This window comes from Thalassospira alkalitolerans, assembly GCF_002115745.1.
Classification (GTDB): domain Bacteria; phylum Pseudomonadota; class Alphaproteobacteria; order Rhodospirillales; family Thalassospiraceae; genus Thalassospira; species Thalassospira alkalitolerans.
Window position 1 is genome coordinate 52,129 of record NZ_JFKB01000009.1, and the last position, 23,518, is coordinate 75,646.

The following is a 23,518-nucleotide window of genomic DNA, read 5'->3' on the forward strand; positions in this document are numbered from 1 at the left end:
CTTTAGTCACCCGAATACAGGCTTTTGTGGAAATTACATAATCCACCACGGAACTTTTCCACCAGATAATCAATAAAAATGCGAACCTTGGTCGGCAAGTGGCGACGTTCCGGATAGACGGCATATATGCCGCCGCGCGCCGGTGAATTGAATGGCTTAAGAATTTCAACCAGCTTGCCCTTATGCAGGGCTTCGGCCACGATGAATTCTGGCTCACGCGCGATGCCAAGCCCGCGCATTGCAGCAATAGACGTGAATTCACCGTTGTTGCACGATATGACCGGATTGACCCGGACATTGATCGGTCCGTCTGGTCCTTCAAAATCCCAAACATTGGGGCTGGCCAGGTTGGTATAGGCTAGCGTCTTGTGCCCGACCAGTTCAGACGGGTGCTGTGGCTCGCCATGTTCGGCCAGGTAATCAGGCGAGGCCACTACATACGCATTAAATTCGGCAAGCTTGCGCGCAATAAGGCTGGAATCCTTAAGCCGTGTGATGCGAATTGCCATATCGAACCCTTCGGCCACCAGATCAACCATATGATCGGCCAGATGCATATCAATATGCAGCCCCGGATACATACCCATGAATTCAGCCAAAAGATCCGGCATGTAACGCTGGCCAAAAGTCAGCGGGGCAGAAATACGCAGCGTCCCGCGCGGCGTTCCACGCAAATCTGTCAGGGCGTGTTCGGCCGTTTCGATTTCTTCGACCACGCGCGCACAGTGCTGATAAAAAGTCGCCCCCGCATCGGTCAGGCTCAGTCGGCGTGTCGTGCGGTTCAACAGCCGAATGCCAAGATTGTCTTCCAGCTTGGTAACATGCTTGCTGACAGCGGATTTGGACATGCCAAGCTTGCGCGCTGCCCCGGAAAAGCTTTGTTCCTCGACCACGCGGGCGAAAACCGTCATCCCATCCAGATTACCAATCAGCATCCCGTACCCTCGCCGTTATGATCGTATTATTGTTGCCCATATGGAAACAAATTAATGTCATATAGCCTGATTGCATTCAACGGGGAAATGACGAATATGGAGGGCCCCCTATCAGGCCACACACAAAAGGCCAAACAAGAAACCGCCTCCAAACCGAAGGATACGATCATGGGCCTGTTGGTCGACGGCATCTGGAAAGACCAGTGGTACGACACAAAATCCACCGGTGGTAAATTTAAACGCCAGGACGCGGCGTTTCGCAATTGGCTTTCGCGTGACGGCACGGGCGAATTCCCGGCTGAAGCCGGGCGATATCACCTGTATGTTTCCTATGCCTGCCCATGGGCCCATCGCACCCTGATCTTGCGTGCCTTAAAGGGGCTGGATCATTTAATTTCAGTTTCCTCCGTTCACTGGCGAATGCTTGAAAATGGATGGGAATTTACCCCGAATGATGGTCTTCCCGATCATGTTGGTGATCATCAATTCATGCATCAAATCTATAGTGCGGCCAAACCCGGCTATACCGGGCGCGTGACGGTCCCGGTCCTTTTTGACAAGAAAACCGGCAATATTGTCAGCAACGAATCATCAGAAATCATCCGGATGTTCAATACCGCCTTTGACGATATTGGGGCGAAACCGGGTGATTATTATCCCGAAGATTTGCGTGCTGAAATCGACGCTATCAATAACCGCGTCTATAATGATGTGAATAACGGCGTTTACAAATCAGGCTTTGCAACCACACAGGATGCCTATGAAGGCGCCGTGACCAAACTGTTTGAAACGCTGGATTGGCTTGAAGGTCGCCTATCGACCCAGCGTTATCTGGCAGGTGAACGCCTGACCGAGGCCGACTGGCGGCTGTTTACAACCCTGATCAGATTTGATCCGGTCTATCACGGTCACTTCAAATGTAATCTGCGGATGATCAAAGATTATCCAAACCTGTCAGCCTATACCCGCGAGCTGTATCAAATGCCCGGCATCAAGCAGACCGTCTTCTTTAATCACATCAAAGGCCATTATTATCAAAGCCACCTGATGATCAACCCGACAGGCATCGTTCCCAAAGGCCCGACCCTTGACTTGGATGCTCCTCACTACCGCGCAGAACGTTTTGGGGATATCGCTCTCTAATGCAGGCCAACTTGCACCCTGTCATCAAACAGGTCACAAAGAATACTTCCTGTCCTGTTTGATGGTGAACACCAATGCCTTCAATCCAGAATGTCTACGACAATCCCACCTTCCATGAGGGCTATCGCTCTCTTCGCCAAACCGGCACCGGTTTAAACGACGTGCTGGAACAGCCTGCCCTGCACAGCCTGTTACCTGAAAACCTGATCGGACTGGATATTCTGGATCTTGGTTGCGGTTTTGGGGATTTTGTCCGATATGCCTGCAATCACAAGGCTGCATCTGTAATTGGGATGGATGTATCCGCCAGAATGCTGGCATCGGCACACCAGATGACGGACGATGAAACCATCACGTTTGAACAAGGGGCAATAGAAAACCTTGCCGCGACATCATTTGCCAACCAGCAGTTTGATCTGATCGTATCGTCGCTGGCTCTGCACTATGTTGCGGACTATCGCACCGCCATCATCGATATTGCCAATCAGTTAAAATCTGGCGGCAGGTTTGCGTTCTCTGTTGAACATCCGATTTGCACCGCACTGGCGGGCCAGAAATGGCACAAAGATGCCAAAGGCAATGATCTGTTCTGGCCGGTTGACAATTACCGCGAAGAAGGCCCCAGACACACAAGCTGGTTTATTGATGACGTGATCAAATATCACCGCACCGTAGAAACCTATGTGAATGGCCTCCTTGATGCAGGATTACAGTTAAACCGCCTTCTGGAACCCGAGCCGGTGAAAAATGCAGCAGATGCCAAATGGGAAAACCATCGTCGACGCCCACCCTTTTTGCTTTTGGCAGCACAAAAGCCCTGATCTGCCTGATCATGGCCATAGCTAAGCCTCATCAACCTTAGGTGCCTGTGTAAAACAAACGGCATCAATGATGCTTCATGCTGTTGCCCGTGTGATCAATCGAAGGCACATAGCAGCCCCCGCAACCGGCAATTCAGGCGCTAAAACAACGCATCTATATCGTGCGATATAGATGCCTGCCTTGTTCATCAGGCAAAAAGTATTCAAGCAAACAAAAACCCCGCAGGTGACCTGCGGGGTTTTGGATTTCGGATAACCGAAAAATCTTAGTTCAGGCGACCTTTGATTTCCGCAATCGCATTATCGACCAACTCGTCTGCCTTTGCTGTGGTGACTTTGTCAGTTACCAGTGCCAGCGTGGCTTGTGCCGCGATTTCGGCCACACGGGCGCGAACTTCGGCAATTGCCTGACTTTCAAGGTTAGCAATACGATCCATGGCCTGCTGTTCACGACGCTTAAGCGACGCTTTCAGTTCGACCAAGGCGTTTTCCAGCATGCGGTCGGCTTCCACCTTGGCATGGGCGCGGATTTCGTCCGCTTCCTTCAGGGCTTCGCGCTGTTTGGCCTGATATTTGGCCAGAAGCTCCTGAGCTTCTTCACGCAAACGCTGTGCCTCATCGAGCTCTTCAGAGATTTTCTGAGCACGCTTGTCGAGTGCGCCGGAAATCCCCTTAACAGCCTTGAAGCCACCGAAACCGGCAACCAGCAAGAAGGAAAGCGTGGTCCAGGTGTAAGGATCGGTAAGGAACGTAACCTCGTGTGGGGTTGCCATCTTCTTACTCTCCTACGATCGCCAAAACAGCCTTTTCGGCGGTTTTGGCCTGAACCTTGACACCGATAAGTTTGTCGGTTGCTTCACGGGCGATGTCGGATGCGGCGTCTGCCACACCTTTCATTGCGTCGTCTTTCGCACCGGCAATAGCCTTTTCGGCATCAGCGGTCTTTTTCGACAGTTTCTTGACCAGCGCTTCGGTTTTTGCAGCATGCTCGGCAGCTGCTTTTTCCGTCGCTTCGCGAATGTCAGCCTGTGCGGCATCACGAGCTTCTGCCAAGGCAGCCTCGTACTTCGCGATGGCGGCATCGGTTTCGTCTTTCAACGCCCGTGCCTTGCCAAGATTGTCTTCAATAGTCTTATGACGGCGTTCCAGAACTTCACCGACTTTTGGCAATGCAATTTTCGACATCAACATATAGAGGACGGCAAAAATAACAAAAAGCCAGAAAATCTGTTCCGAGAACGTCGCGAGATCAAATTGCGGCATAGCCTACTCCCGAATTCAACGACACCGGCGAGGGCGTTCCTCGCCGGGCCGAGTATTCGCGCAAAAGGCGCCGATTAGACGAACAGAACGATCAGCGCAACGACGAGTGCGAACAGTGCAATAGCTTCGGTAACGGCAAAGCCGATCCAGCCATACAGTTCAACATCGCCTTTGGCAGCCGGGTTACGACCAACGGTCGCAATCAGGCTTGACCAGATGTTACCAACCCCGATACCAGCACCAATCATGCCAATAGCAGCCAGGCCCGCACCAATCATTTTAGCAGCATCGAGTTCCATAACTTCACCCTTTCGAATTTCTTACAGGCAATAAGAGATCACACCAGACCACACACATCAGTGCATGTGAATTGCATCATGGAGATAGATGCAGGTGAGAATCGTGAACACATAAGCCTGAAGCGCAGCAATACCGAACTCCAGAACAGTAATCCCCGTCAGAAGAGCAAACGGAAGAACGCCAAGAATGCCGATAAGGCCGACGAAACCACCGATAACTTTCAGCATGATGTGTCCGACGGTCATATTTGCAAACAGACGGATCGCCAAGCTGAACGGACGAGAGAAATAGGAGATGATTTCAATCGGGATCAAAATGATCGCGGTCGCAATCGGCGCACCTTCGGGGAAGAACATCCGAAAGTAATGCGTACCATGACGCATAAAGCCAATGACCGTCACACCGACGAAAATCACCAAAGCCAGCGCGAAGTTAACCGCGATGTGGCTTGTAAAAGTAAAGCTGTGCGGGATCATGCCAAGCAAGTTCCCGAACATAACGAACATGAACAACGTGAAAATGAACGGGAAGTACTTGCGACCCGCGGTTCCCACATTATCTTTGAGCATATTGGCGACGAACTCATACATCACCTCAGCAGCACCCTGCCAGCGCCCCGGGACCAATGCACCACGACGCATGGAAAGCGTCATGAAGCACGTCACGAGAACGGCTGCGAGCACCATCCAAAGTGCGGAGTTGGTGAAGGAAACATCAATACCAGCAACCGAAAGCTCGGCCAAGGGCTTGATTTCAAACTGCTCTAGCGGTCCAGCCACCGTAATCCTCGCTCAATCTAGTAAGGCCAAGGTCAATCCTTGGTCCCTTGCTTGCGCTCTCTTATCGCGCGCCCAAGTCCGACAGCACTGTCGTATCCTTTGGCAACCCGATAAGCATTAAGACCACCAGCACCCGCTCCGAGAAAAACAAACAGAACAAGCAGCCAGGGCATTGTATCAAGCACCCGATCCAGCGCCCAGCCAATCAAAAGGCCAACAAGAACGGCGGCAATCATTTCCGCCGAAATTCGCATACCTATTGCCATCCCTTGGGATGTTTTGCGGGCAGCCCGGTTCGGGCTATGCGTCTCTTCGCGTTTGTCTGCAACTGCTGCCAATTTGCTTTCAAGCTCTTCTAATGAAGCGCGATCTTTGTCATCGCTCATCGTCGTGAACTCCGCTCTGGCAGCCCTGCAAACGTTGCAAGGAAATGCGCGGGCAACATACTTAGCGCCCTATAGGCTGTCAAGCCGTAAAACCCCATTATGCCGGGGGGAACAAATCCCCATTAACTATTTGTTTTATAACAATTTTAACCCCAAAAAGTGCGTTCATTCACATTTGATGTTAGGCGATAGTAGCACCCTATTTTGCCATGCTCCCTATGGGGTTTCGGCCTGCAACCGGCGGTTTCCCTAGGTTCCTGCCCTGTTGAACCGCTAAATCGATGTTTTTACTAACAGGTGTGAATTCAATCGCTTTTTATCCATTTCCGCCCTCTGCCGCCCGGTTTGGTCGCAATATCGCACCAACCTGCGCAAACAGGATCGACAATCTACGATCTGCCATCGGACCGATTCATTACGAAGCCCCCCCGACGACTTCGACTTCGTGCTGTTGCGTGCAACTACTTTGGCGCAAGAACCGACAGGCGGCGCTCTACATCATGCTGTTGCCCACCACCTTCGAGGGATGATGCCAGCATCCAGTCAAACTTGTGGAACAGGGCCCAAACAGCCGCCAGCGTATTATCGGCAATCTGGTTCATATCAATTGGTTGTTTATGCAGGATTTCATCGCGCAACCGGATCGAAATATCACCAAAAGATGTTTTGCCATCAAACAGCGCAAGCAGCTTTGCCAAATCCGGCCCCCCGGTCAGATCAACCGCATTGCCAGTCCCATCGGCCAGAACAATCGGCTTTCCGGCATATTTCAATAGATCATCAAAGAAACTGTCAGACGGCGCCACAAAGAACCATGGACACAAATCACGATCAGGCATCACCGCAACTGACGGCACCTTATTCGGGCGGGTCAGATAAAATGCATGCAACGGCATCGCCGCACTATATCGCTCACAGAATGCCTGTTGATCACGCAGGGGCAAGGCCATCAGATCACGCAGTATTCTAGGGTCCGTGATGTGGTTTTCAATGCTGTAATGGGCCTTGCCCGTTCCGCCAAACCCAAAAAAACCGGTAAACGCAGCAACATCAAGCCCGGCAGACGCGGCAAAATCATAAACCCCATGAACGTCATAGGCACATTCAACAGGATGAAGCAGCAAATCAACGATTTCAGGATCGTTTTCAAGTAAGCCTTTGATGAACCCTGGGCCACCGCCCATTTTAAGCAGCATATTACCTTCCGGCAGGCTCGAAAGCAGACTGCGTGTCATCGCAAGTTGCTCATTCAGATCCTTGCCCGGCAGAAGTGGTGCCACCATTTTTCGCCATTCCGTAACCGCCAAACGCCCATGTTCACCATACAGCATCGCTCCGATACAACCATCATCGGCCAGAACCGATACCAGATCACGAAGACCTTCTTCCGGGTCCTCAAGATGATGCAGCACACCGGCGCAATTGATGTAATCGAATTTTTCGGGTGCCATTGCGGCAAATTCGCCAATGGTCGCGTTGACATAGGTAACATTAACAAGTCCGCGCGCCTCGGCACGCGCACGCGCCACCTGCGTGCTGGCTTGTGACGGTTCAAGATAGGTCACCTGACCACCACAATCGCGCAACTGTTCCGCCAGCCAGACCATACTATCGCCCGTACCGCCACCGGCAACGAGCGCACGGAAACCAGCATCGACGTTCTTGCGGCCAGCAAAACCATAATGATTAACCCGGGAAAGCGTATCCATCGGCGGCATCAGAAGCCGGTCCTTTTCCTCCTGCGGATCACGCAGCGGATAAGGAAACTGCTCGTAAAGCTCACGCACTTTTTTGGACATTTCCGTACTTTTCCCGTTTTGATTTTCTTGTGATGACTACTCTCTTAGCGAAAGTCCGTCACAAACGATACCCATCGAGGGAAAAATGATCAGTTCGTAAAGTCGAGCTCTTTCTGCTCTTTCTGGGAATAAACCTCTGCCTGGTGCAGATCGACCGACACCAGCGAGGAAACACCGCGTTCCGCCATGGTCACACCAAACAGGCGGTTCATACGGGCCATGGTCATACGGTGATGGGTAATCACCATGAACCGGGTATTGGCATGACGGCCAATGGCTTCAAGCAGCTTACAGAACCGGTCAACATTGGCGTCATCAAGCGGTGCATCAACTTCGTCAAGCACGCAAATCGGTGCCGGGTTGGTCATAAACACAGCAAACAGCAGGGCCATTGCCGTAAGCGCCTGTTCCCCACCTGACAGTAACGAAAGATGCTGTAATTTTTTGCCCGGTGGGGATGCCATGATTTCAAGACCGGCTTCCAATGGATCATCAGCATCGGTCAGCATTAGATGCGCGCCGCCCCCGCCAAACAGGCGGACGAATAATTGCTGGAAATGTTTATCGACTTCGTCAAATGCGGCCTTCAAGCGTGTTCGTGCTTCGCGGTTAAGCTGATTGATACCGTTGCGCAGCTTGTCTATGGCCGCGATCAAATCATCGCGCTCGGATACAAGCGTGTCTTTCTGTTCTTGCATTTCGGCCAGTTCAACTTCGGCACGCAGGTTGACCGCACCAAGGTTTTCACGTTCGCGCGATTGGCGTTGCAACCGGGCTTCGATATCGGCTTCTGACGGTAATTCGACGGTCTGATCAATTTCGGCCAATTCGGCCAATTGATCTGGCGTCGCGTTAACGCGTTCGCGGATACGTTCGATCAAATCGTGTCGATGCTGCTCGGCCTGTTCCAAAAGCGCCTCACAGCGCACACGACCTTCGCGGGCTTCTGCCAGTTTTTGTTCGGCTTCTTTCAGATTATGATCGGCTTCGCGCTGGGCATTCTCGCAACGCGCCAATTCATCAGCCGCATCCTTGCGGGCCTGATCGGCAATTTCAATCCGATCTGATAAAATCGCCCGGCGTTCTTCGATCTCGTCGGGCTTAAGTTCAAGCTCCTCGAGCTCCATCCGGGCTTCTTCCTGGCGTTCACGCAATTGGGAAACCCGTTCACCGGCCCCCGATGCGCGGTCATTCCAGGACGCAATTTCATTTTCAACAAATGCAAGGCGCTGGTGACGACCCGAAGAATCGCGTTGCATGCGTTCAAGCTGACTACGTGCTTCCATCTGATCGGCACGCGCATCCGAAAGATCGGCACGCTTCTCAATCAGCTCGGCCTTGATTTCCATCAGGCCTTCACTTGATTCCTCGGGTGTTGCCGCCAATTCTTCCTGTTCGGCAATCAGTTCGTCCAAGTCCTGCTTGGCACGTCTTTCGGCTTCTTCGGCATTTTGCAGGCGCCCTTCGATGGCACTGGCATCGCGTTTAATATTGGCAATTTCTTCGCGGGCACGTGACAAGGCCCCGTCAGCTTCACGAAGGGCGCGATGGGCTTCCTGTTCGCTGTTACGGGCGGCTTCAACGTTTTCTGCCAAATGTTCAACATTTTCGCGCGCGCTATCGGCCTTTTCCAAAGCCAGCTCGACGGCCTCGTCAACTTCTTCAAGCTCAAGGCGCAATTCTTCAAGTCTATTACGCTGCCGTAGCCGTATCGCGGCCGGAAGTTCCGCCCCAACCTTAATGCGATATCCATCCCAGCGCCAAAGCGCCCCTTCGCGTGACACCAACCGCTGCCCGGTTTTAAGCGTCTTGGCCAGCCAATTCCCGGTCGCCTCATCATCAACCACGCCGATCTGCCATAGGCGGCGGTTCAGAAGCGCCGGGCCATCAACAAATTTCACCAATGCCTGAACCCCATCGGGCAAGGCCGGATCATCCGTACCGGGATCAACCGCCGACCAATGCATCAGGGCGTCTTCGGCGTCAGATGCATCAAGGTCTTCGCCCAATGCCGCGGCCATCGCCATTTCAAGGCCACTTGTCACCGACAGTTTTTCAATCACCGCCGGGAATTGCTGATCGGCATTGCCTTTGGCCAGGCTTTCAAGTGCCTCGATCTCGGCAACCAGTCGTGCCTTGCGGCTTTCAACATCACGAAGCGCATCACGCGATGTGGTTTCCGCCGTTTTCAGACTGTCTTCGCGGTCGCGCAATTCGGCAAGCCGCATCTCGGCCTCTTCAATGGCAAGCTTGCGCTGTTCACAAAGTTCTTCGCATTCTTCAAGCGCCAGACCGGCTTCTTCAAGCACCTCGGTAAAATCGGCCTCGACCCGGATATCATCAAGACGGGCCACAGCCTCGTCATAACGATCGGTCAGGCGTGTCCGACGCGCAGAAAGTTCACTTAGGCGTTGCTGAACACTTTTAAGCCGGGCTTCTTCGGCAGCAGCCTTACCCGTCAGTTCTTCAACCTGCCCTTCAAGCGTTTCAACACGACCGGCCTTTTCGACGGCACGTTCTTTTGCTTCGTCGAGTTCATCACCTTCACCGCCTTGGGCTTCGCGCAATTCTTCGCGCTCATCCTTAAGCTTGTTCAACGCGCCTTCGGCGTCACTTGCCAATTCGGCTTCGCGCGAAAGATCAGCATCAATCTGCTGAATGCGGGCACGAAGCTGTGCCATCTGGGTTTCGATTTGCGCCTTGTCTTTGTCCAAGCCTTCGCGTTCGATGACCATGCGCTGAAGAGCAGCCGCCGCATCGCTTTCCTTTTTGCGAAGGTCGGGCATGCTGGCGGCAATATGGGCCTGAAGGGTGGTTGCCTCGGTCACCTGCGCGGTCAAATCACGCACAGCACTTTCACCCAGAACCAATAATTCACGGGCATCGGCTTTGCGTTTTTCGGCATCGGTCCACCGGATGTGGAACAACAAGGCTTCGGTCTGGCGAATACTACCGCTTAGCTTGCGATAACGCTCGGCCTGACGAGCCTGTTTTTGCAAGGACGCAATCTGGCTATCAAGGGTTACCAGAACGTCTTCAAGACGTTCCATATTCTGTTCGGCACTTTTAAGGCGAAGCTCAGCCTCATGCCTGCGCGAATGCAGACCGGTGATACCGGCCGCTTCTTCCAGAACCAATCGGCGCTGACTTGGTTTTGCCCCAATAAGCGCGCCAATTTTGCCTTGGGATACCATCGCATTTGATCGCGCACCGGTCGCCGCATCGGCAAACAGCAACTGAACATCGCGCGCACGAACATCCTTGCCATTGACCTTGTAATTCGACCCGCCACCGCGTTCGATCCGCCTTACGACCTCTAGCGTTTCAAAATCGTTGAACATGGCGGGCGCCTTGCGCTCTGCATTGTCCAAAACAACGGTCACTTCGGCAACGTTGCGCGCAGGACGGGACGATGTCCCGCCAAATATAACATCAGACATATCCGAGCCACGCATCTGCTTGGCCGAGGTTTCCCCCATGACCCAGCGCAATGCCTCGACAAGATTGGATTTGCCACAGCCATTCGGGCCGACAACACCTGTCAGCCCGTCTTCCACCAGTAATTCGGTTGAATCGACGAAGGACTTGAACCCCGTCAGCCGTAGCGATTTAAACTGGACCAATCATGCCCCCGGCCGCCCCATTCCCTGAATAATTGCCGGACACCCATCGCGCATCCGGCAACATAAATTTTATCAATCGGTCAGTTCTTCGACCTTGTCTTCGAAGAACTTCAATTCGCGTGAACCAGCAAAGGTTTCATCGCCAATAACAAAGCTCGGCGTTGAATTGACCTTGAATTCCTGTTCACCACGCATGCGCGACGCAACGATCCCGTTAATCAGGGCTTCATCCGCCATGCAGGCATCAACAGCCGCCCCGTCCATACCGGCAAAACGCACAACCTGTTTAATGCCTTCAATCGGGTCACTGGCACGTGCCCAGGTCAGCTGCGATTTGAACAACATGCCCAACACACCGAAATAACGATCATCACCAGCGCACTGCGCCACAGCGGCGGCACGCACAGCAACACCATCAAGCGGATAATCGCGGAAAATCATTTTTGCCTTCCCGGTATCAATCAACGACTTTTTGATTTCCGGAAAGGTTTCATTATGGAACGCGGCACAATGCGGGCAGGTCAGCGACGCATACTCAATGATCGTCACCGGCGCATCCGGATTGCCAAGCACATGTTCCTTGTATTCTACAGCCTTGGCTTGCTGCGCCCCGACAACACTGATCGCAAATGCGATTGCGACCGTAAAAAACTTAACTGCCTTCAGCAAGGAAACCTCCGTTAAAACAATAATTTATGATTACAAGCCTGTTGCAGCGCGGGAGTCAACACGCCCCCCAAAAGCGCTAATGAGCCAACGAGTCGCCAAGATCGTTCTGAAATGCGGCAACTCCATGATCACACATTATGTAAAAATGATTCGACCAATCCCACCCCGACATGACCAAAGGCACATATGCCATTCCGGCACACACCACCTGCTATTTCTTGCGCCCCGGTTGCCCGCGCGCATGCATATCACCGGAAATATGTCGCCCCAAACGGGTCAAAACTTCGCGCAGATGCGGGTCTTCAATTTTTTCGATATCGATGACGCTGGTTTCACGGATCGGGCCTTCGGGTACATTTTCCGGTCGTTTCACCGTGCGTTCCGGGCGGGAAATGTCCCCCTGCATCATTTTGATGCGCTCAACCGCGCGATATCCAAAATAAGTATTCACCCGATCAATGATTTGCGGCATGCGGTGTTGCAATTCAATCGCCACCGGCCCACTCACCCGAATAACAAGGGTTCCGCCCCCGGCATTTTCCCCACGCGGCGGGCTGTATTTGACGGGAATTGTATATTGTTCAAGGTCACGACCAACGATTTCTGCCCAATGCAGAATAATTTCCGCCTGAAAAAAACCGCGTTTGCGCACCAGCGGACGCGTCAGATTGCCGACCATCGCCGCGATATTACGCAGGCCCATGCGGCGTTCCGAACTCCCCATCGGGGTGATTTTCTGCTTTTTTTTGACCGAATTTTTGGCCGCAACCATATCCGCACGCTGATCTGGCGTGCTATGTGACGACGTATTGGTCATATCTTTTTGCTTGCTCACGCCGACTTCTTTCGTAGGGTCTGATCAATAATACCCGTTTTCATACCCGCAACATAACACGGGATCGCCGTGCATTTCACCACTGACGAAATTCATCATCTCGGCCGGACCATGCTGGACTGGTACGATCGCCATCATCGCACCCTGCCCTGGCGGGCGGAACCGGGCGAAACGCCCGATCCATATCGTGTCTGGCTTAGCGAAATCATGTTGCAACAAACCACCGTGATCACGGTTGGTCCCTATTTTGCAGCATTCCTGCAACGCTGGCCAACGGTAACCGCGCTTGCCAAGGCCGAACTCGACGATGTTCTGCATGCCTGGCAAGGCTTGGGATATTATGCCCGTGCGCGCAACCTGCATAAATGCGCCAAGGTCGTCGCCGCCGAATATAACGGTATTTTTCCCGACACCGAGGATGGCTTGTTAAAACTGCCCGGCATCGGCCCCTATACCGCCGCCGCCGTTGCCGCGATTGCCTTTAACCGGCATTCAAGCCCGGTCGATGGCAATATCGAACGGGTCATTTCGCGTCTGTTCGCGCTGGAAACGCCTTTGCCGGATGTAAAACCCGAAATCAAGCAAAAGTCCGCTGCCCTGACCCCGTCCGATCGGCCCGGCGATTATGCTCAGGCATTAATGGATTTGGGGGCCACCATATGCACCCCGCGCAATCCCGCCTGTGGTATTTGCCCCTGGCAAACGCCCTGTGACGGCCGCAAATCAGGACTTGCCCCGGACCTTCCGAAAAAACGCAAAAAACCCGCCAAACCGACGCGGGTTGGCTATGCCTTCTGGATCCGCCGCGATGACGGCAAGATCCTTGTGCGTCGTCGCCCGGAAAAAGGGTTACTCGGCGGATTATACGAAGTCCCCGGAAGCGACTGGCGCACGATTGATGCCCCGGATGATGTGATGCTGTCCGAGGCCCCGATCAAGGCGAAATGGACCGAACTTGACGGCACGGTCGGCCATACCTTTACGCATTTCCATCTCGATGTGACGGTACTGGCAACCGAACTTACCACCACGGAATGCGAAAAACTTGATGGCAGTTGGACAACAATTGACGGATTGTCGGATTTTGCCCTGCCGACCCTGATGAAAAAGATCGTCCGCCACGCATTGAAATATCGCTGATCTGGGATCCTGACATTTGCTCAGAAACACAAAAAAGGCCCGCTGCCAGTTTGGCGCGGGCCTTTTAAAAACTGTATTTCACCAAATCAGGCGTAGATATCAATAATCTGCCCGCGGCCTGAACCGCTCGGCGGGGATGCCGGTTGCGAGGTATCAGCACTCGCCGACTGCTCGACCCGCTGGGTCGGCGGCGATTGAAGATCGTTACCACCCGTTTCCGCGATCGGCGCAGCTGCCTGCTGGATCTGAAGCGGGTTCGGGGCATATGCGGCACTACCTGTTGCGCCTACCTGCATGGGACTCTCCATCTATCCTTATGGATAATAAACGATACATACATATAACAACAAACACGCAACAATGCAAAAGGCCGGAAGGTTTTGCAACCATCCCGGCCTTCAAAATCATGTTCACAAAAGTCCACACAGGCATATTTTACTGCGACAAATCAGGCAGGAACCTGTCCCAATTCCTTGCGCAACTGGCTGCGCAAATTGTCGATCACAACCAATCTCCCATCGCACTTGTAATGCCAATAAGTCCAGCCATTACAAGCCTGTGCGCCCTGAACATGGGCGCCGATCTGATGGATAGAACCGGCATTGTCCTTGTGACTGATCGACCCGTCGGCACGCACCATTGCGGCAACATTTCCACGGTTGTCATAAATCTTGTCACCCGGTGCCAGAAGACCACGTTCGATGACTGCCCCGAATGGAATACGCGGCAGTGAACGCTTCGACTCGGTCGTCTCAAGACTGTCACCGTCAAGCATCTGAACCTTGGAAATTCGGTCTTTGGCAGCCTTGGCGTAATCTTCTTCGCGCTCCAGCCCGATGAAGTGACGCCCCAAACGCCGCGCCGCAGCACCGGTTGTCCCTGTCCCAAAGAACGGATCAAGCACCACATCACCCTGACGGGTAGTTGCCAGCAATATCCGCTGCAAAAGGGCTTCGGGCTTCTGGGTCGGATGGACCTTTTTGCCCTTTTCATTCTTCAACCGTTCAGAACCCGAACAAATCGGCATCAACCAATCGGAACGCATCTGCAGCCCTTCGTTGAGCTGCTTCATCGCTTCGTAGTTGAAGGTTATGGCCTTTTGCTCGGAATTCTTTGAACACCACAGCAAGGTTTCATGCGCATTGCAGAAACGTTTGCCACGGAAATTCGGCATCGGGTTGGTCTTGCGCCAAACAATGTCGTTCAGGATCCAATACCCGATATCCTGCATCACCGTGCCGACACGGTAAATGTTGTGATACGATCCGATCACCCAAATCGCACCGGTATCCTTAAGGACGCGACGCGCGGCTGTCAGCCAGTCACGGGTAAAATCATCATAATGACGGAAACTGTCAAACTGGTCCCAGTGATCGTCAACTGCGTCGACCTTGGAATTATTAGGGCGCAGCAAATCACCACCCAGTTGCAGGTTATAGGGCGGATCGGCGAAAATCAGATCAACTGACTTTTCCGGCAAGCTGTTCATCAGTTCAATGCAGTCCCCGACCATAACCTGATCAAGCGGTAAGGATGTATTCTTTGTCATGATGCGTTCCAGGTTCCCCATATTTCTTGAGGAAAGCATCGCCGCAAAAGTTAATGAAAGGATTAACCGACTCCGAAATTTTCCTCGGAGTCGCAGCATTTTAAAAGTAGTTTCAGTTGTTTAGACAATCTTAACGGGTTGGCCTCAAAAACCGGAAGATTTTCGTCACCAAACCCGCCTGTCCAAAATCCTTGAACGCCCCTTTGGACTCGAGGATTTCAATCTGGTCAGACCGAGGTTTCCAAAAGGAATTTTTCAAAATCGCCACGAGACGTCGCCACCCACCTATCCGTATTCCCACGCAGTTTACGACATCCTAATGTGAATTTTATCACAACCATTTAACCGAAAACGGCAAATTGACCGTTTGGACAACTTCTGTATTTGCCCTTCTTCTGATCACGTATACAATCTGCACACCGAATACGCAGAAATTAGAAATTCAACGATTGATAATATCCTGCAGGGGGACATCATGAAGCTTGGTACTTTCCGTCTTTCCCGTCGCGCAATGCTGTCAGCAATGGCCGCAGCAGCCGCGGTGGTATCCTTTGGTCTTGGCGCACCGACGCTGGCAAAGGCAGACCCGATCAAAGTTTCGGCGATCTTTACCGTTCCGGTCGAACAGCAGTGGGTTTCGCGTATCCACAAAGCGCTGAATGCCGCCCAAGAACGTGGCGATATTGCTTATGAATTTTCCGAAAACGTCGCCAATACCGATTATGAACGCGTCATGCGTGAATATGCGGAAAATGGTTCCAACCTAATCGTCGGCGAAGTTTTCGGTGTCGAACGTGCGGCACGCAAAGTTGCCGCCCAATATCCGGAAACCGCGTTTCTGATGGGGTCAAGCTTCGGCCCGGAAAGCGACAATTTCTCGGTATTTGATAACTTCATTCATGAACCCAGCTACCTTGTCGGTATCGCTGCTGGCAAAGCCACCAAATCCAACAAGATCGGTATGGTTGGCGGTTTTGCCATCCCCGAAGTCAACCGTCTGATGAATGCCTTCATGGAAGGTGCCAAATCGGTTAATCCCGATGTGACCTTCACCGTGGCCTTCATCAACAGCTGGTATGATCCGCCCAAGGCCAAAGAATCTGCTTTTGCCATGATCGATAAGGGCGCTGATATCATGTATGCCGAACGTTTCGGCGTTTCGGATGCCGCCAAAGAACGCGGCGTTCTGGCCGTTGGCAACGTAATCGATACGGCTGCTGACTATCCGGGGACCATTCTGGGTTCGGCCCTGTGGCACATGGAACCAACCATTGATCACGCAATCGAAGCGGTCAAAGCCGGCACCTTCAAAGCCGAAGATTACGGCCAGTACAGCTATATGGCACCGGGTGGTGGTACCGTCGTTCTTGACGCCGCCCTTCTGCCAGAAGGCACCATTGCCGAGGTCGACGCAAAACAGGCTGAAATCCTTGATGGCAAATTCACCGTGACGGTGAATGACGAAGAACCGAAATCTTCTATGTAAGATTTCTTTCCAAATTAAAGGCAGTCCGGTTTAAACATCGGGCTGCCTTTCGTTTTTAGGGGGTAACCCCACCACTATCCACAGCGTGACGCATAAAAACTAACGGATTTGCCGGATGTCATCTGCTGCCACCCCATCTACGGAAACGTCCCCGCAATTGCTGCTTAAACTAGCCGCAATTACCAAAAGATTCGGCCCCCTGATTGCCAATGACGCCATCGACCTTGATGTCCACCGGGGTGAAATCGTCGCCCTGCTTGGCGAAAACGGTGCGGGCAAAACCACATTGATGAATATTCTGTTTGGCCATTATGTCGCCGACGAGGGGGCCGTGATGGTCGCGGGTGCGGATGATAACATCCTCGCCACGCTTGAACCCGGCGCGCCGCAGGCCGCCCTTGATGCCGGGATCGGCATGGTCCATCAGCATTTCACACTGGCTGAAAACCTGACCGGACTGGATAACATCGTCCTTGGCACCGAACCGATTTTCCGGCTGCGCCGCGACCGGACAAAGGCACGCGCCAAGCTTGATCATCTGATGTCGGGATCGGGGCTTAATGTCGATCTTAATCAGCCGGTTCATAAGCTGACTGTTGGCGAAAAACAGCGCGTTGAAATCCTCAAAGCCCTGTATCGTGATGCCCGTTTACTGGTTCTTGATGAACCAACGGCGGTTTTAACACCACAGGAAGCAGACAGCCTGTTTGCAATCCTTCGAAAGCTTGCCGCGACCGGTCTTGCGGTGATCATCATCGCCCACAAACTGGCTGAAGTCTTGGCCGTTTCGCATCGTATTGCCATCCTGCGCGGCGGCAAAAAAGTCGGTGAAATGACCACCGATCAAGCTGATCGACGGTCCATCGCCGAACTGATGGTTGGCCGCGACGTGCCGATTAGCAAGCGCCGTGAACGCACCCCCGGCGCAGAGGTCATTTCACTGCACAACATCACGATTGATCGCGGGGATGCACGCCGGTCACTGCATAATGTTAGCCTGCTGGCCCGTGAAGGCGAAATTCTGGGCATTGCCGGTGTATCAGGCAACGGGCAGGCTGCCTTGGCGCAATTAATCGCCGGGCTTGATCGCCCCGATAGCGGCACAGTCGAAATTTTCGGTGAACCCGTCACGAAATTCGATGCCCATCAATTCGCGCAAAACGGCATCGCCCGCATCCCCGAAGATCGCCATCACGATGGCATGATCGGATCAATGACCGTGGCGGAAAACATTGCCATCGAAGACGTCAGATCGCGCGACTATCAAAAATTTGGCTTCCTTGATTTCGACGCCATCCGCAAACGTGCCGAACATGCAATTGCCGATTACGATGTCCGTTGCCCCGGCCCAGATGCTCCGGCGCGCTTGCTGTCAGGTGGTAATATCCAGAAATTGATCCTTGCCCGTGTGCTGGAAAAATCACCCAAGCTGATCCTTGCCAATCAGCCGTCACGCGGCCTTGATGTTGGCGCACAATCCGAAGTTCACCGACGCTTGCTTGAAGCCCGCGAAGGCGGTGCGGCAGTGATCCTGATATCCGAGGATCTTGATGAATTGCTGACCCTGTCAGACCAGATCGCCGTAATCCATGCCGGTCATGTTTCACCCGTAATTGCAGCCGGTGATATTGATCGATCCGAACTGGGCCTGATGATGGCTGGTCAAAAAAAGAATGAACACAATGCGGATACCCGCGCTGCAGGAGGCCCGGCATGATCCGGTTTGAACCCCGCACCAACCCGTCTGCCTTTCTGGTCTATGGTGTCCCCGTCATGGCAGCGGCGTTTGCAATCATTCTGGCAGCCATCCCGCTGAGCCTTGCCGGGGCACCGATCCTTCCGGCCTATGGCCTTATGATCAGCGGTGCCTTTGGGTCGCTGTTTTCAATCTCGGAAATGCTGACCCGTGCCACGCCACTGATCCTGACCGGCCTGGCCGCTGCCATTGCCTTTCGGGCCAAACTTTGGAATATCGGCGCCGAGGGGCAGCTTTACATGGGGGCGATGGCCGCCGTTGCCGTTGGGTCCGGTGTGATTGACGCCCCCAGCTATATCATGATCCCGGTCATCATGCTTGCCGGGGCAGCCGCCGGGGCGATGATGCTGATCGGCCCGATAATAATGAAAACCCGGCTGGGCGTGGACGAAGTCGTCACCACCTTGTTGCTGAATTTCATCGTCCTGCTGTTTGTGCAGATGATGCTTGAAGGCGCACTTAAAGACCCGATGTCGATGGGCTGGCCACAATCCGAACCGATCATTGATAGTGCCATTTTGCCACCGCTTTTGGAACGGATGCGGGTTCATCTGGGGCTGATCATTGCCCTGATCAGCGCCTTTGCACTGGCGATTTTCGTCAAACGCACCGTCTGGGGATTTGAAATCCGTGCGGTAGGTGAAAATGCCGCCGCCGCAAAATTTTCCGGCATATCCGTAACCAAAACCATGGTTCTGGTGGCGATGTTATCAGGCGGCTTGGCCGGTCTTGCCGGTGTTTCCGAAGTGGCTGGAACACGAGGGTATCTGGCAACGGATCTGTCACCGGGATATGGGTATGCCGGGATTGTGGTTGCCATGCTGGCCCGGCTGTCACCGATTGGTGTTATTATATCAGCATTGTTCGTGGCATCGGTTTTTGTTGGCGCAGATTCCATGAGCCGCGCGATAGGCGTTTCAAACTATCTGGCCGATTTGATTGTTGCCATGTCGCTGCTGTGCGTTTTGATTGGCGGGTTCCTGACCCGGTTTAAAATTCATTTCGGCCGCCAGAAATCAGCCGGTTAAGGGAACAAACAATGGAAATTATCGATATCCTTTTAACCGCAAATTTCTGGGCCGCCGCCCTTCGCATCGCCACCCCGTTGATTTTTGGGGTGCTGGGTGCATTGATTTGTGAACGCGCCGGGGTGCTTAACCTTGGCATCGAAGGCATCTTTACCGCAGGTGCCATGGCCGGATGGATGGCAGTTTGGTTGGGTGCCGGTTTATGGGGGGGCGTTCTGGTTGCCGCCCTTGCCGGGGGATTTTTTGGCCTGATCCATGCAATCCTGACCGTGCCGCTTGGCCTGTCACAGCATGTATCGGGGATTGGCGTCACATTGCTGGCGACCAGCCTGTCCTATTTCACCTATCGCACGGCATTGCCCGATGTCACCTCGCCGCCGCGCATCATCCCGTTCCAGCCGCTGGATATTCCAATCCTGTCGGACTTGCCGTTTATTGGCCCGGCGCTGTTTTCACAAACGGCCCTGACCATGCTTGCCCTTGTCATGGTGTTTGTCACCGGCTGGGTTTTGTATCGCACGCCGCTTGGCCTTGCGATCCGGGCAGTTGGCGATAACCCATCTGCGGTCGAGGCACAGGGACTTTCAGTTTACGCCCTTCGCATTGGGGCCGTGGTTGCCGGTTCGGCTTTAATGGCAGTTGGCGGGGCGTTCCTGACCATGTCGGCTTTTGACGCATTTTTCTTTGGTATGATTAATGGCCGTGGCTGGGTTTGCATTGCGCTTACGGTGTTTGCAAGCTGGCGACCGGGCAAGGCATTGCTGGGGGCATTGCTATTTGGCGCGTTTGATGCATTTCAGGTCCGTTTGCAGACCGAAGTTGGCGCATTTCTGCCATCACAGGTCTTTTTGATGATGCCCTATTTGCTGTCGATTGCCGCCCTGATCATTGTGGCGCGCAAAGCCGATTATCCCAAGGCATTGCTGGTGCCATGGTTCAAGGGACAGCGTTGATTTTCAGGGTCATTCAAGCCGTCATTTAAATCGTCTGATGATTAGAACATAGCACTTCGAAGGATGCGACCATGCAAGCCGATCTGATCCTTAAAAATGCCAACCTTCCCGATGGCCGCACCGGTATTGATATCGCGTGCAAGCATGGCAAGATCATCGACATCGGTCCGCAACTTGCCATTTTGGCCGCCGAGGAAATTGATTGCGACGACATGCTGGTCAGCCCGCCTTTTGTCGATTGCCATTTCCATATGGATGCGACGCTGTCGCTTGGCCTGCCACGAATGAATGAATCGGGCACGCTTTTGGAAGGCATCGCGCTTTGGGGCGAACTTAAACCATCACTGACCATCGACGCGGTGATCGAACGCGCCCTTAAATATTGCGATCTGGCGGTATCCAAAGGCCTGCTGGCGATCCGAAGCCATGTTGACATTTGCGATGATCGGTTGCTGGCGGTTGATGCACTGCTAGAGGTCAAAAAACAGGTCGCACCCTATATTGACCTGCAACTGGTGGCCTTTCCGCAGGATGGTTATCTGCGCAGCCCGACTGCCAAACAAAATGTTATTCGCGCATTGGACAAGGGTGTCGATGTTGTTGGCGGCATCCCGCATTTCGAACGCACCATGGCGGATGGTGCACAAAGCATCACCGAACTTTGCGAAATGGCCGCCAATCGGGGCCTGATGGTCGACATGCATTGCGACGAAACCGATGATCCACTGTCACGTCATATTGAAATGCTGTCCTATGAGACGCAGCGCCTTGGGCTTCAGCGGCGGGTTGCCGGATCACACCTGACATCGATGCATTCGATGGATAATTATTACGTGTCAAAACTGATCGCCCTGATGGCCGAGGCCGAGGTCAGCGCGATTGCCAACCCGCTGATCAACATCACGCTTCAGGGGCGTCACGATACCTATCCCAAACGGCGCGGCATGACCCGTGTACCAGAATTGCGCAAGGCCGGATTAACCGTGGCATTTGGCCATGATTGCGTCATGGACCCGTGGTATTCGATGGGATCGGGCGATATGCTGGAAGTCGCATCGATGGGGCTTCATGTGGCGCAAATGACATCACGTGATGATATCCGCGCCTGTTTTGATGCGGTAACACATCAACCGGCCAAGATCATGGGCCTTGACGGTTACGGAATTGAAATTGGCCATAATGCCGATTTCGTTGTCTTGCAGGCCCGCGATACGATCGAGGCCATCCGTATGCGGGCCAACCGGCTTTACGTTATCCGGCGCGGCAGTATCGTTGCCGAAACACCAATGATCCAGTCCCGCCTGCATCTGTCGGACCGCCCGGAACATCTGCGCGAACATGAATACGCGCCCGCACAGGCATCCTGAACCAAAGTAACCTTGCCCTTCCTCTTTCCTGATTAAGGGTTGCGTTATACTTAAAATAACGCAACCCTAGGACGTTATTTTGACAGCGGGGGGAGGACGAATTATGTCTGCACTTGGTTTGAAAGAATATCCGAGCCTTCTGACCCAGGCGGAATGTCTGGCCGATTATATTGGACGGCACGGCTATGTGCTGAGTGCCGTACCAACCGAAGCCGCAAACCGCGCAGAAATATACAAACGATTATTGGCCCTGATCGCCGATGCCCAAACAGCGGGAAGTGTCGACCCGAAACTGGAACAAGACCTTCGCAGCACGTATCAGGAAACGACGGCTTTCATTTTTCCCGAAAAAAACCTGAACGGGCTGACCATTTGGGAAAGCGCACAGACCAGAGTAAAGGATGAGGGAAAGCAGACCCATAAAAGCAAAGCGAAACGTTGGTTTCTGCGCTTCTTTGAACCCTATAACCTGCCATTGGTCATGGGATTTATCATTCTGGTCGCTCTGTTCCTGATCATCATTTTATCGACCCATGCCGGTTGCACCGCCGATGGGACAAATGATCCAGCAGGATGGATATGGCTTTGTGCCATTGATCAATATCTGATCCCGATGGGATGGGGGGCAATCGGGACAACCGTTTACGTGCTAAAACGTACAACAGATGCCCGAAACAACGAAACCTATTCCCGGTTCCGACTATCGGGTTACAGCACACGTGTCTTTCTGGGCGCAATGTTCGGTCTGATTATCGTTGAATTAATCCCGTCACTTGGCGATGGTGCGGGCAATTTTGCCAATGCATCTGTGGCTGTCATTGCCTTTGTTGCCGGCCTTGGCATCAAACCGGTTTATGCCGCGTTTGAACAACTTGCCATCCAGATTTCCGATCGCATTACCGGCAAAAAGACAGACCCGAAATAACCAAAACAGCAAAACTCGCCGCTTGCCACGGCCCCACACCCTGCCTAGCCTTGTGACAAACATCATCACAAGGATCAGACATGTTCTATGAACCCGGTAAAACACCCCACAACCTGCCGCATGATCCGTTCAAGGCCTGTGTGGTACCACGCCCGATTGGCTGGATTTCAACGGTTGATAAACAGGGCCGGCCGAACTTGGCACCTTATTCGTTTTTCAACGCGGTTAACGGCAATCCGCCGATGGTGATGTTTTCATCCGGCGGATCAATAGATAGTCTGGCCAATGCACGCGAAACCGGCGAATTCATTGCCGCGGTTGCACCGCGTGCGATGCTGCGCGAAATCAATTTATGCTCCGCCCCATTACCGCCGCACGAGGACGAGTTTGACCATGCCGGACTTACCAAAGAACCGGCACAAACCGTGCGTGCACACCGCATCAAGGGCGTACCGATCCATATCGAATGCAAAGTATTTCAGATTGTTGACCTGCCCGGTGGCAATCCTGAACGGCCAAACGGCATGGTGATCGGAACGGTTACGGGATTACATATCGATGATGCGATCATTCGCGATGGCAAGGTCGATGTTACCCTGTTCGAACCCCTCGCCCGGCTTGGCTATCACGAATATGCCAGTGTTACCGAAACCTTTACCGTCCGCCGCGAGGATTTCTGGTAACCGCCTGCCTTGCGACCATCTGGCAGCATTGCACTCGTCTGGCCAATTACGACTTGCGCGTTGTTTCACGGAAACGCC

Annotated in this window: 22 protein-coding genes; 10 read left to right on the plus strand and 12 right to left on the minus strand. The window is 53.2% G+C overall.

Going from position 1 to position 23,518, the window contains the following annotated elements; translation table 11 throughout:
* Window positions 1-2: 2 nt before the first annotated feature.
* Window positions 3-935 carry a LysR family transcriptional regulator gene (locus tag TALK_RS13720; RefSeq protein ID WP_085619708.1) on the minus strand — a complete coding sequence of 311 codons (933 nt, stop codon included), beginning with the start codon at window positions 933-935 and terminating at the stop codon, window positions 3-5.
* Between the two features lie 168 nt (window positions 936-1,103).
* Between TALK_RS13720 and TALK_RS13725 the strand changes: the two genes are divergently transcribed.
* A complete protein-coding gene (locus TALK_RS13725) occupies window positions 1,104-2,078 on the plus strand; it encodes a glutathione S-transferase family protein (RefSeq protein ID WP_085619871.1) in 975 nt (324 codons plus the stop codon).
* A gap of 74 nt (window positions 2,079-2,152) precedes the next feature.
* The gene (locus TALK_RS13730; protein ID WP_085619709.1) at window positions 2,153-2,899 is read left to right on the plus strand and encodes a class I SAM-dependent methyltransferase; all 747 of its coding nucleotides are present in this window, start codon (window positions 2,153-2,155) and stop codon (window positions 2,897-2,899) included.
* A 266-nt stretch (window positions 2,900-3,165) separates the two neighbouring features.
* Here TALK_RS13730 and TALK_RS13735 read toward each other — a convergent pair whose 3' ends face one another.
* From TALK_RS13735 to TALK_RS13775, 9 genes are all read right to left on the minus strand, one after another.
* On the minus strand, window positions 3,166-3,672 hold the full coding sequence (locus TALK_RS13735) for a F0F1 ATP synthase subunit B family protein (RefSeq protein WP_085619710.1): 507 nt from the start codon (window positions 3,670-3,672) through the stop codon (window positions 3,166-3,168).
* A gap of 4 nt (window positions 3,673-3,676) precedes the next feature.
* Complete coding sequence (locus TALK_RS13740) at window positions 3,677-4,162, minus strand: F0F1 ATP synthase subunit B family protein (protein WP_085619711.1); 486 nt, start codon at window positions 4,160-4,162, stop codon at window positions 3,677-3,679.
* Window positions 4,163-4,236: 74 nt separating this feature from the next.
* Window positions 4,237-4,461 carry an ATP synthase subunit C family protein gene (locus TALK_RS13745; protein ID WP_033068123.1) on the minus strand — a complete coding sequence of 75 codons (225 nt, stop codon included), beginning with the start codon at window positions 4,459-4,461 and terminating at the stop codon, window positions 4,237-4,239.
* 57 nt (window positions 4,462-4,518) lie between these two features.
* Window positions 4,519-5,241: a F0F1 ATP synthase subunit A gene (locus TALK_RS13750; protein ID WP_085619712.1), complete on the minus strand. Its 723-nt coding sequence runs from the start codon at window positions 5,239-5,241 to the stop codon at window positions 4,519-4,521.
* 32 nt (window positions 5,242-5,273) lie between these two features.
* Complete coding sequence (locus TALK_RS22275; RefSeq protein ID WP_245829905.1) at window positions 5,274-5,627, minus strand: AtpZ/AtpI family protein; 354 nt, start codon at window positions 5,625-5,627, stop codon at window positions 5,274-5,276.
* Between the two features lie 461 nt (window positions 5,628-6,088).
* On the minus strand, window positions 6,089-7,426 hold the full coding sequence (locus TALK_RS13760) for a class I SAM-dependent methyltransferase (RefSeq protein ID WP_085619713.1): 1,338 nt from the start codon (window positions 7,424-7,426) through the stop codon (window positions 6,089-6,091).
* A gap of 89 nt (window positions 7,427-7,515) precedes the next feature.
* On the minus strand, window positions 7,516-11,049 hold the full coding sequence (gene smc / locus TALK_RS13765) for a chromosome segregation protein SMC (RefSeq protein ID WP_085619714.1): 3,534 nt from the start codon (window positions 11,047-11,049) through the stop codon (window positions 7,516-7,518).
* Between the two features lie 72 nt (window positions 11,050-11,121).
* Window positions 11,122-11,718 carry a thioredoxin domain-containing protein gene (locus TALK_RS13770; RefSeq protein WP_085619715.1) on the minus strand — a complete coding sequence of 199 codons (597 nt, stop codon included), beginning with the start codon at window positions 11,716-11,718 and terminating at the stop codon, window positions 11,122-11,124.
* A 211-nt stretch (window positions 11,719-11,929) separates the two neighbouring features.
* Window positions 11,930-12,553, minus strand: a complete 624-nt coding sequence (locus tag TALK_RS13775) for a DUF721 domain-containing protein (protein WP_085619716.1) — start codon at window positions 12,551-12,553, stop codon at window positions 11,930-11,932.
* Between the two features lie 69 nt (window positions 12,554-12,622).
* Between TALK_RS13775 and mutY the strand changes: the two genes are divergently transcribed.
* Window positions 12,623-13,693: an A/G-specific adenine glycosylase gene (gene mutY, locus TALK_RS13780; protein WP_139833834.1), complete on the plus strand. Its 1,071-nt coding sequence runs from the start codon at window positions 12,623-12,625 to the stop codon at window positions 13,691-13,693.
* Window positions 13,694-13,779: 86 nt separating this feature from the next.
* On the opposite strand, the gene TALK_RS13785 is transcribed toward mutY, so the two are convergent.
* The gene (locus TALK_RS13785; RefSeq protein ID WP_085619717.1) at window positions 13,780-13,989 is read right to left on the minus strand and encodes a hypothetical protein; all 210 of its coding nucleotides are present in this window, start codon (window positions 13,987-13,989) and stop codon (window positions 13,780-13,782) included.
* Window positions 13,990-14,141: 152 nt separating this feature from the next.
* Window positions 14,142-15,242: a site-specific DNA-methyltransferase gene (locus tag TALK_RS13790; RefSeq protein WP_139833835.1), complete on the minus strand. Its 1,101-nt coding sequence runs from the start codon at window positions 15,240-15,242 to the stop codon at window positions 14,142-14,144.
* A gap of 475 nt (window positions 15,243-15,717) precedes the next feature.
* Here TALK_RS13790 and TALK_RS13795 point away from each other — a divergent pair, with 475 nt between their 5' ends.
* The 7 genes from TALK_RS13795 (at window position 15,718) to TALK_RS13825 (ending at window position 23,440) form a co-directional block, all read left to right on the plus strand.
* Entirely contained in the window at window positions 15,718-16,728 is a 1,011-nt protein-coding gene (locus TALK_RS13795) for a BMP family protein (protein WP_085619719.1), read from the plus strand.
* A gap of 115 nt (window positions 16,729-16,843) precedes the next feature.
* Window positions 16,844-18,445, plus strand: a complete 1,602-nt coding sequence (locus TALK_RS13800) for an ABC transporter ATP-binding protein (protein ID WP_085619720.1) — start codon at window positions 16,844-16,846, stop codon at window positions 18,443-18,445.
* The gene (locus tag TALK_RS13805) at window positions 18,442-19,512 is read left to right on the plus strand and encodes an ABC transporter permease (protein ID WP_085619721.1); all 1,071 of its coding nucleotides are present in this window, start codon (window positions 18,442-18,444) and stop codon (window positions 19,510-19,512) included. Before TALK_RS13800 ends, TALK_RS13805 begins: the two co-directional genes overlap by 4 nt.
* A gap of 11 nt (window positions 19,513-19,523) precedes the next feature.
* Entirely contained in the window at window positions 19,524-20,465 is a 942-nt protein-coding gene (locus tag TALK_RS13810; protein ID WP_085619722.1) for an ABC transporter permease, read from the plus strand.
* Between the two features lie 71 nt (window positions 20,466-20,536).
* Complete coding sequence (locus TALK_RS13815) at window positions 20,537-21,832, plus strand: amidohydrolase family protein (RefSeq protein WP_085619723.1); 1,296 nt, start codon at window positions 20,537-20,539, stop codon at window positions 21,830-21,832.
* A 103-nt stretch (window positions 21,833-21,935) separates the two neighbouring features.
* Window positions 21,936-22,757, plus strand: coding sequence for a hypothetical protein (locus tag TALK_RS13820; RefSeq protein ID WP_085619724.1), 822 nt, complete (start codon window positions 21,936-21,938; stop codon window positions 22,755-22,757).
* An 80-nt stretch (window positions 22,758-22,837) separates the two neighbouring features.
* Window positions 22,838-23,440, plus strand: coding sequence for a flavin reductase family protein (locus TALK_RS13825; protein WP_085619725.1), 603 nt, complete (start codon window positions 22,838-22,840; stop codon window positions 23,438-23,440).
* The last annotated feature ends 78 nt before the right edge of the window (window positions 23,441-23,518 follow it).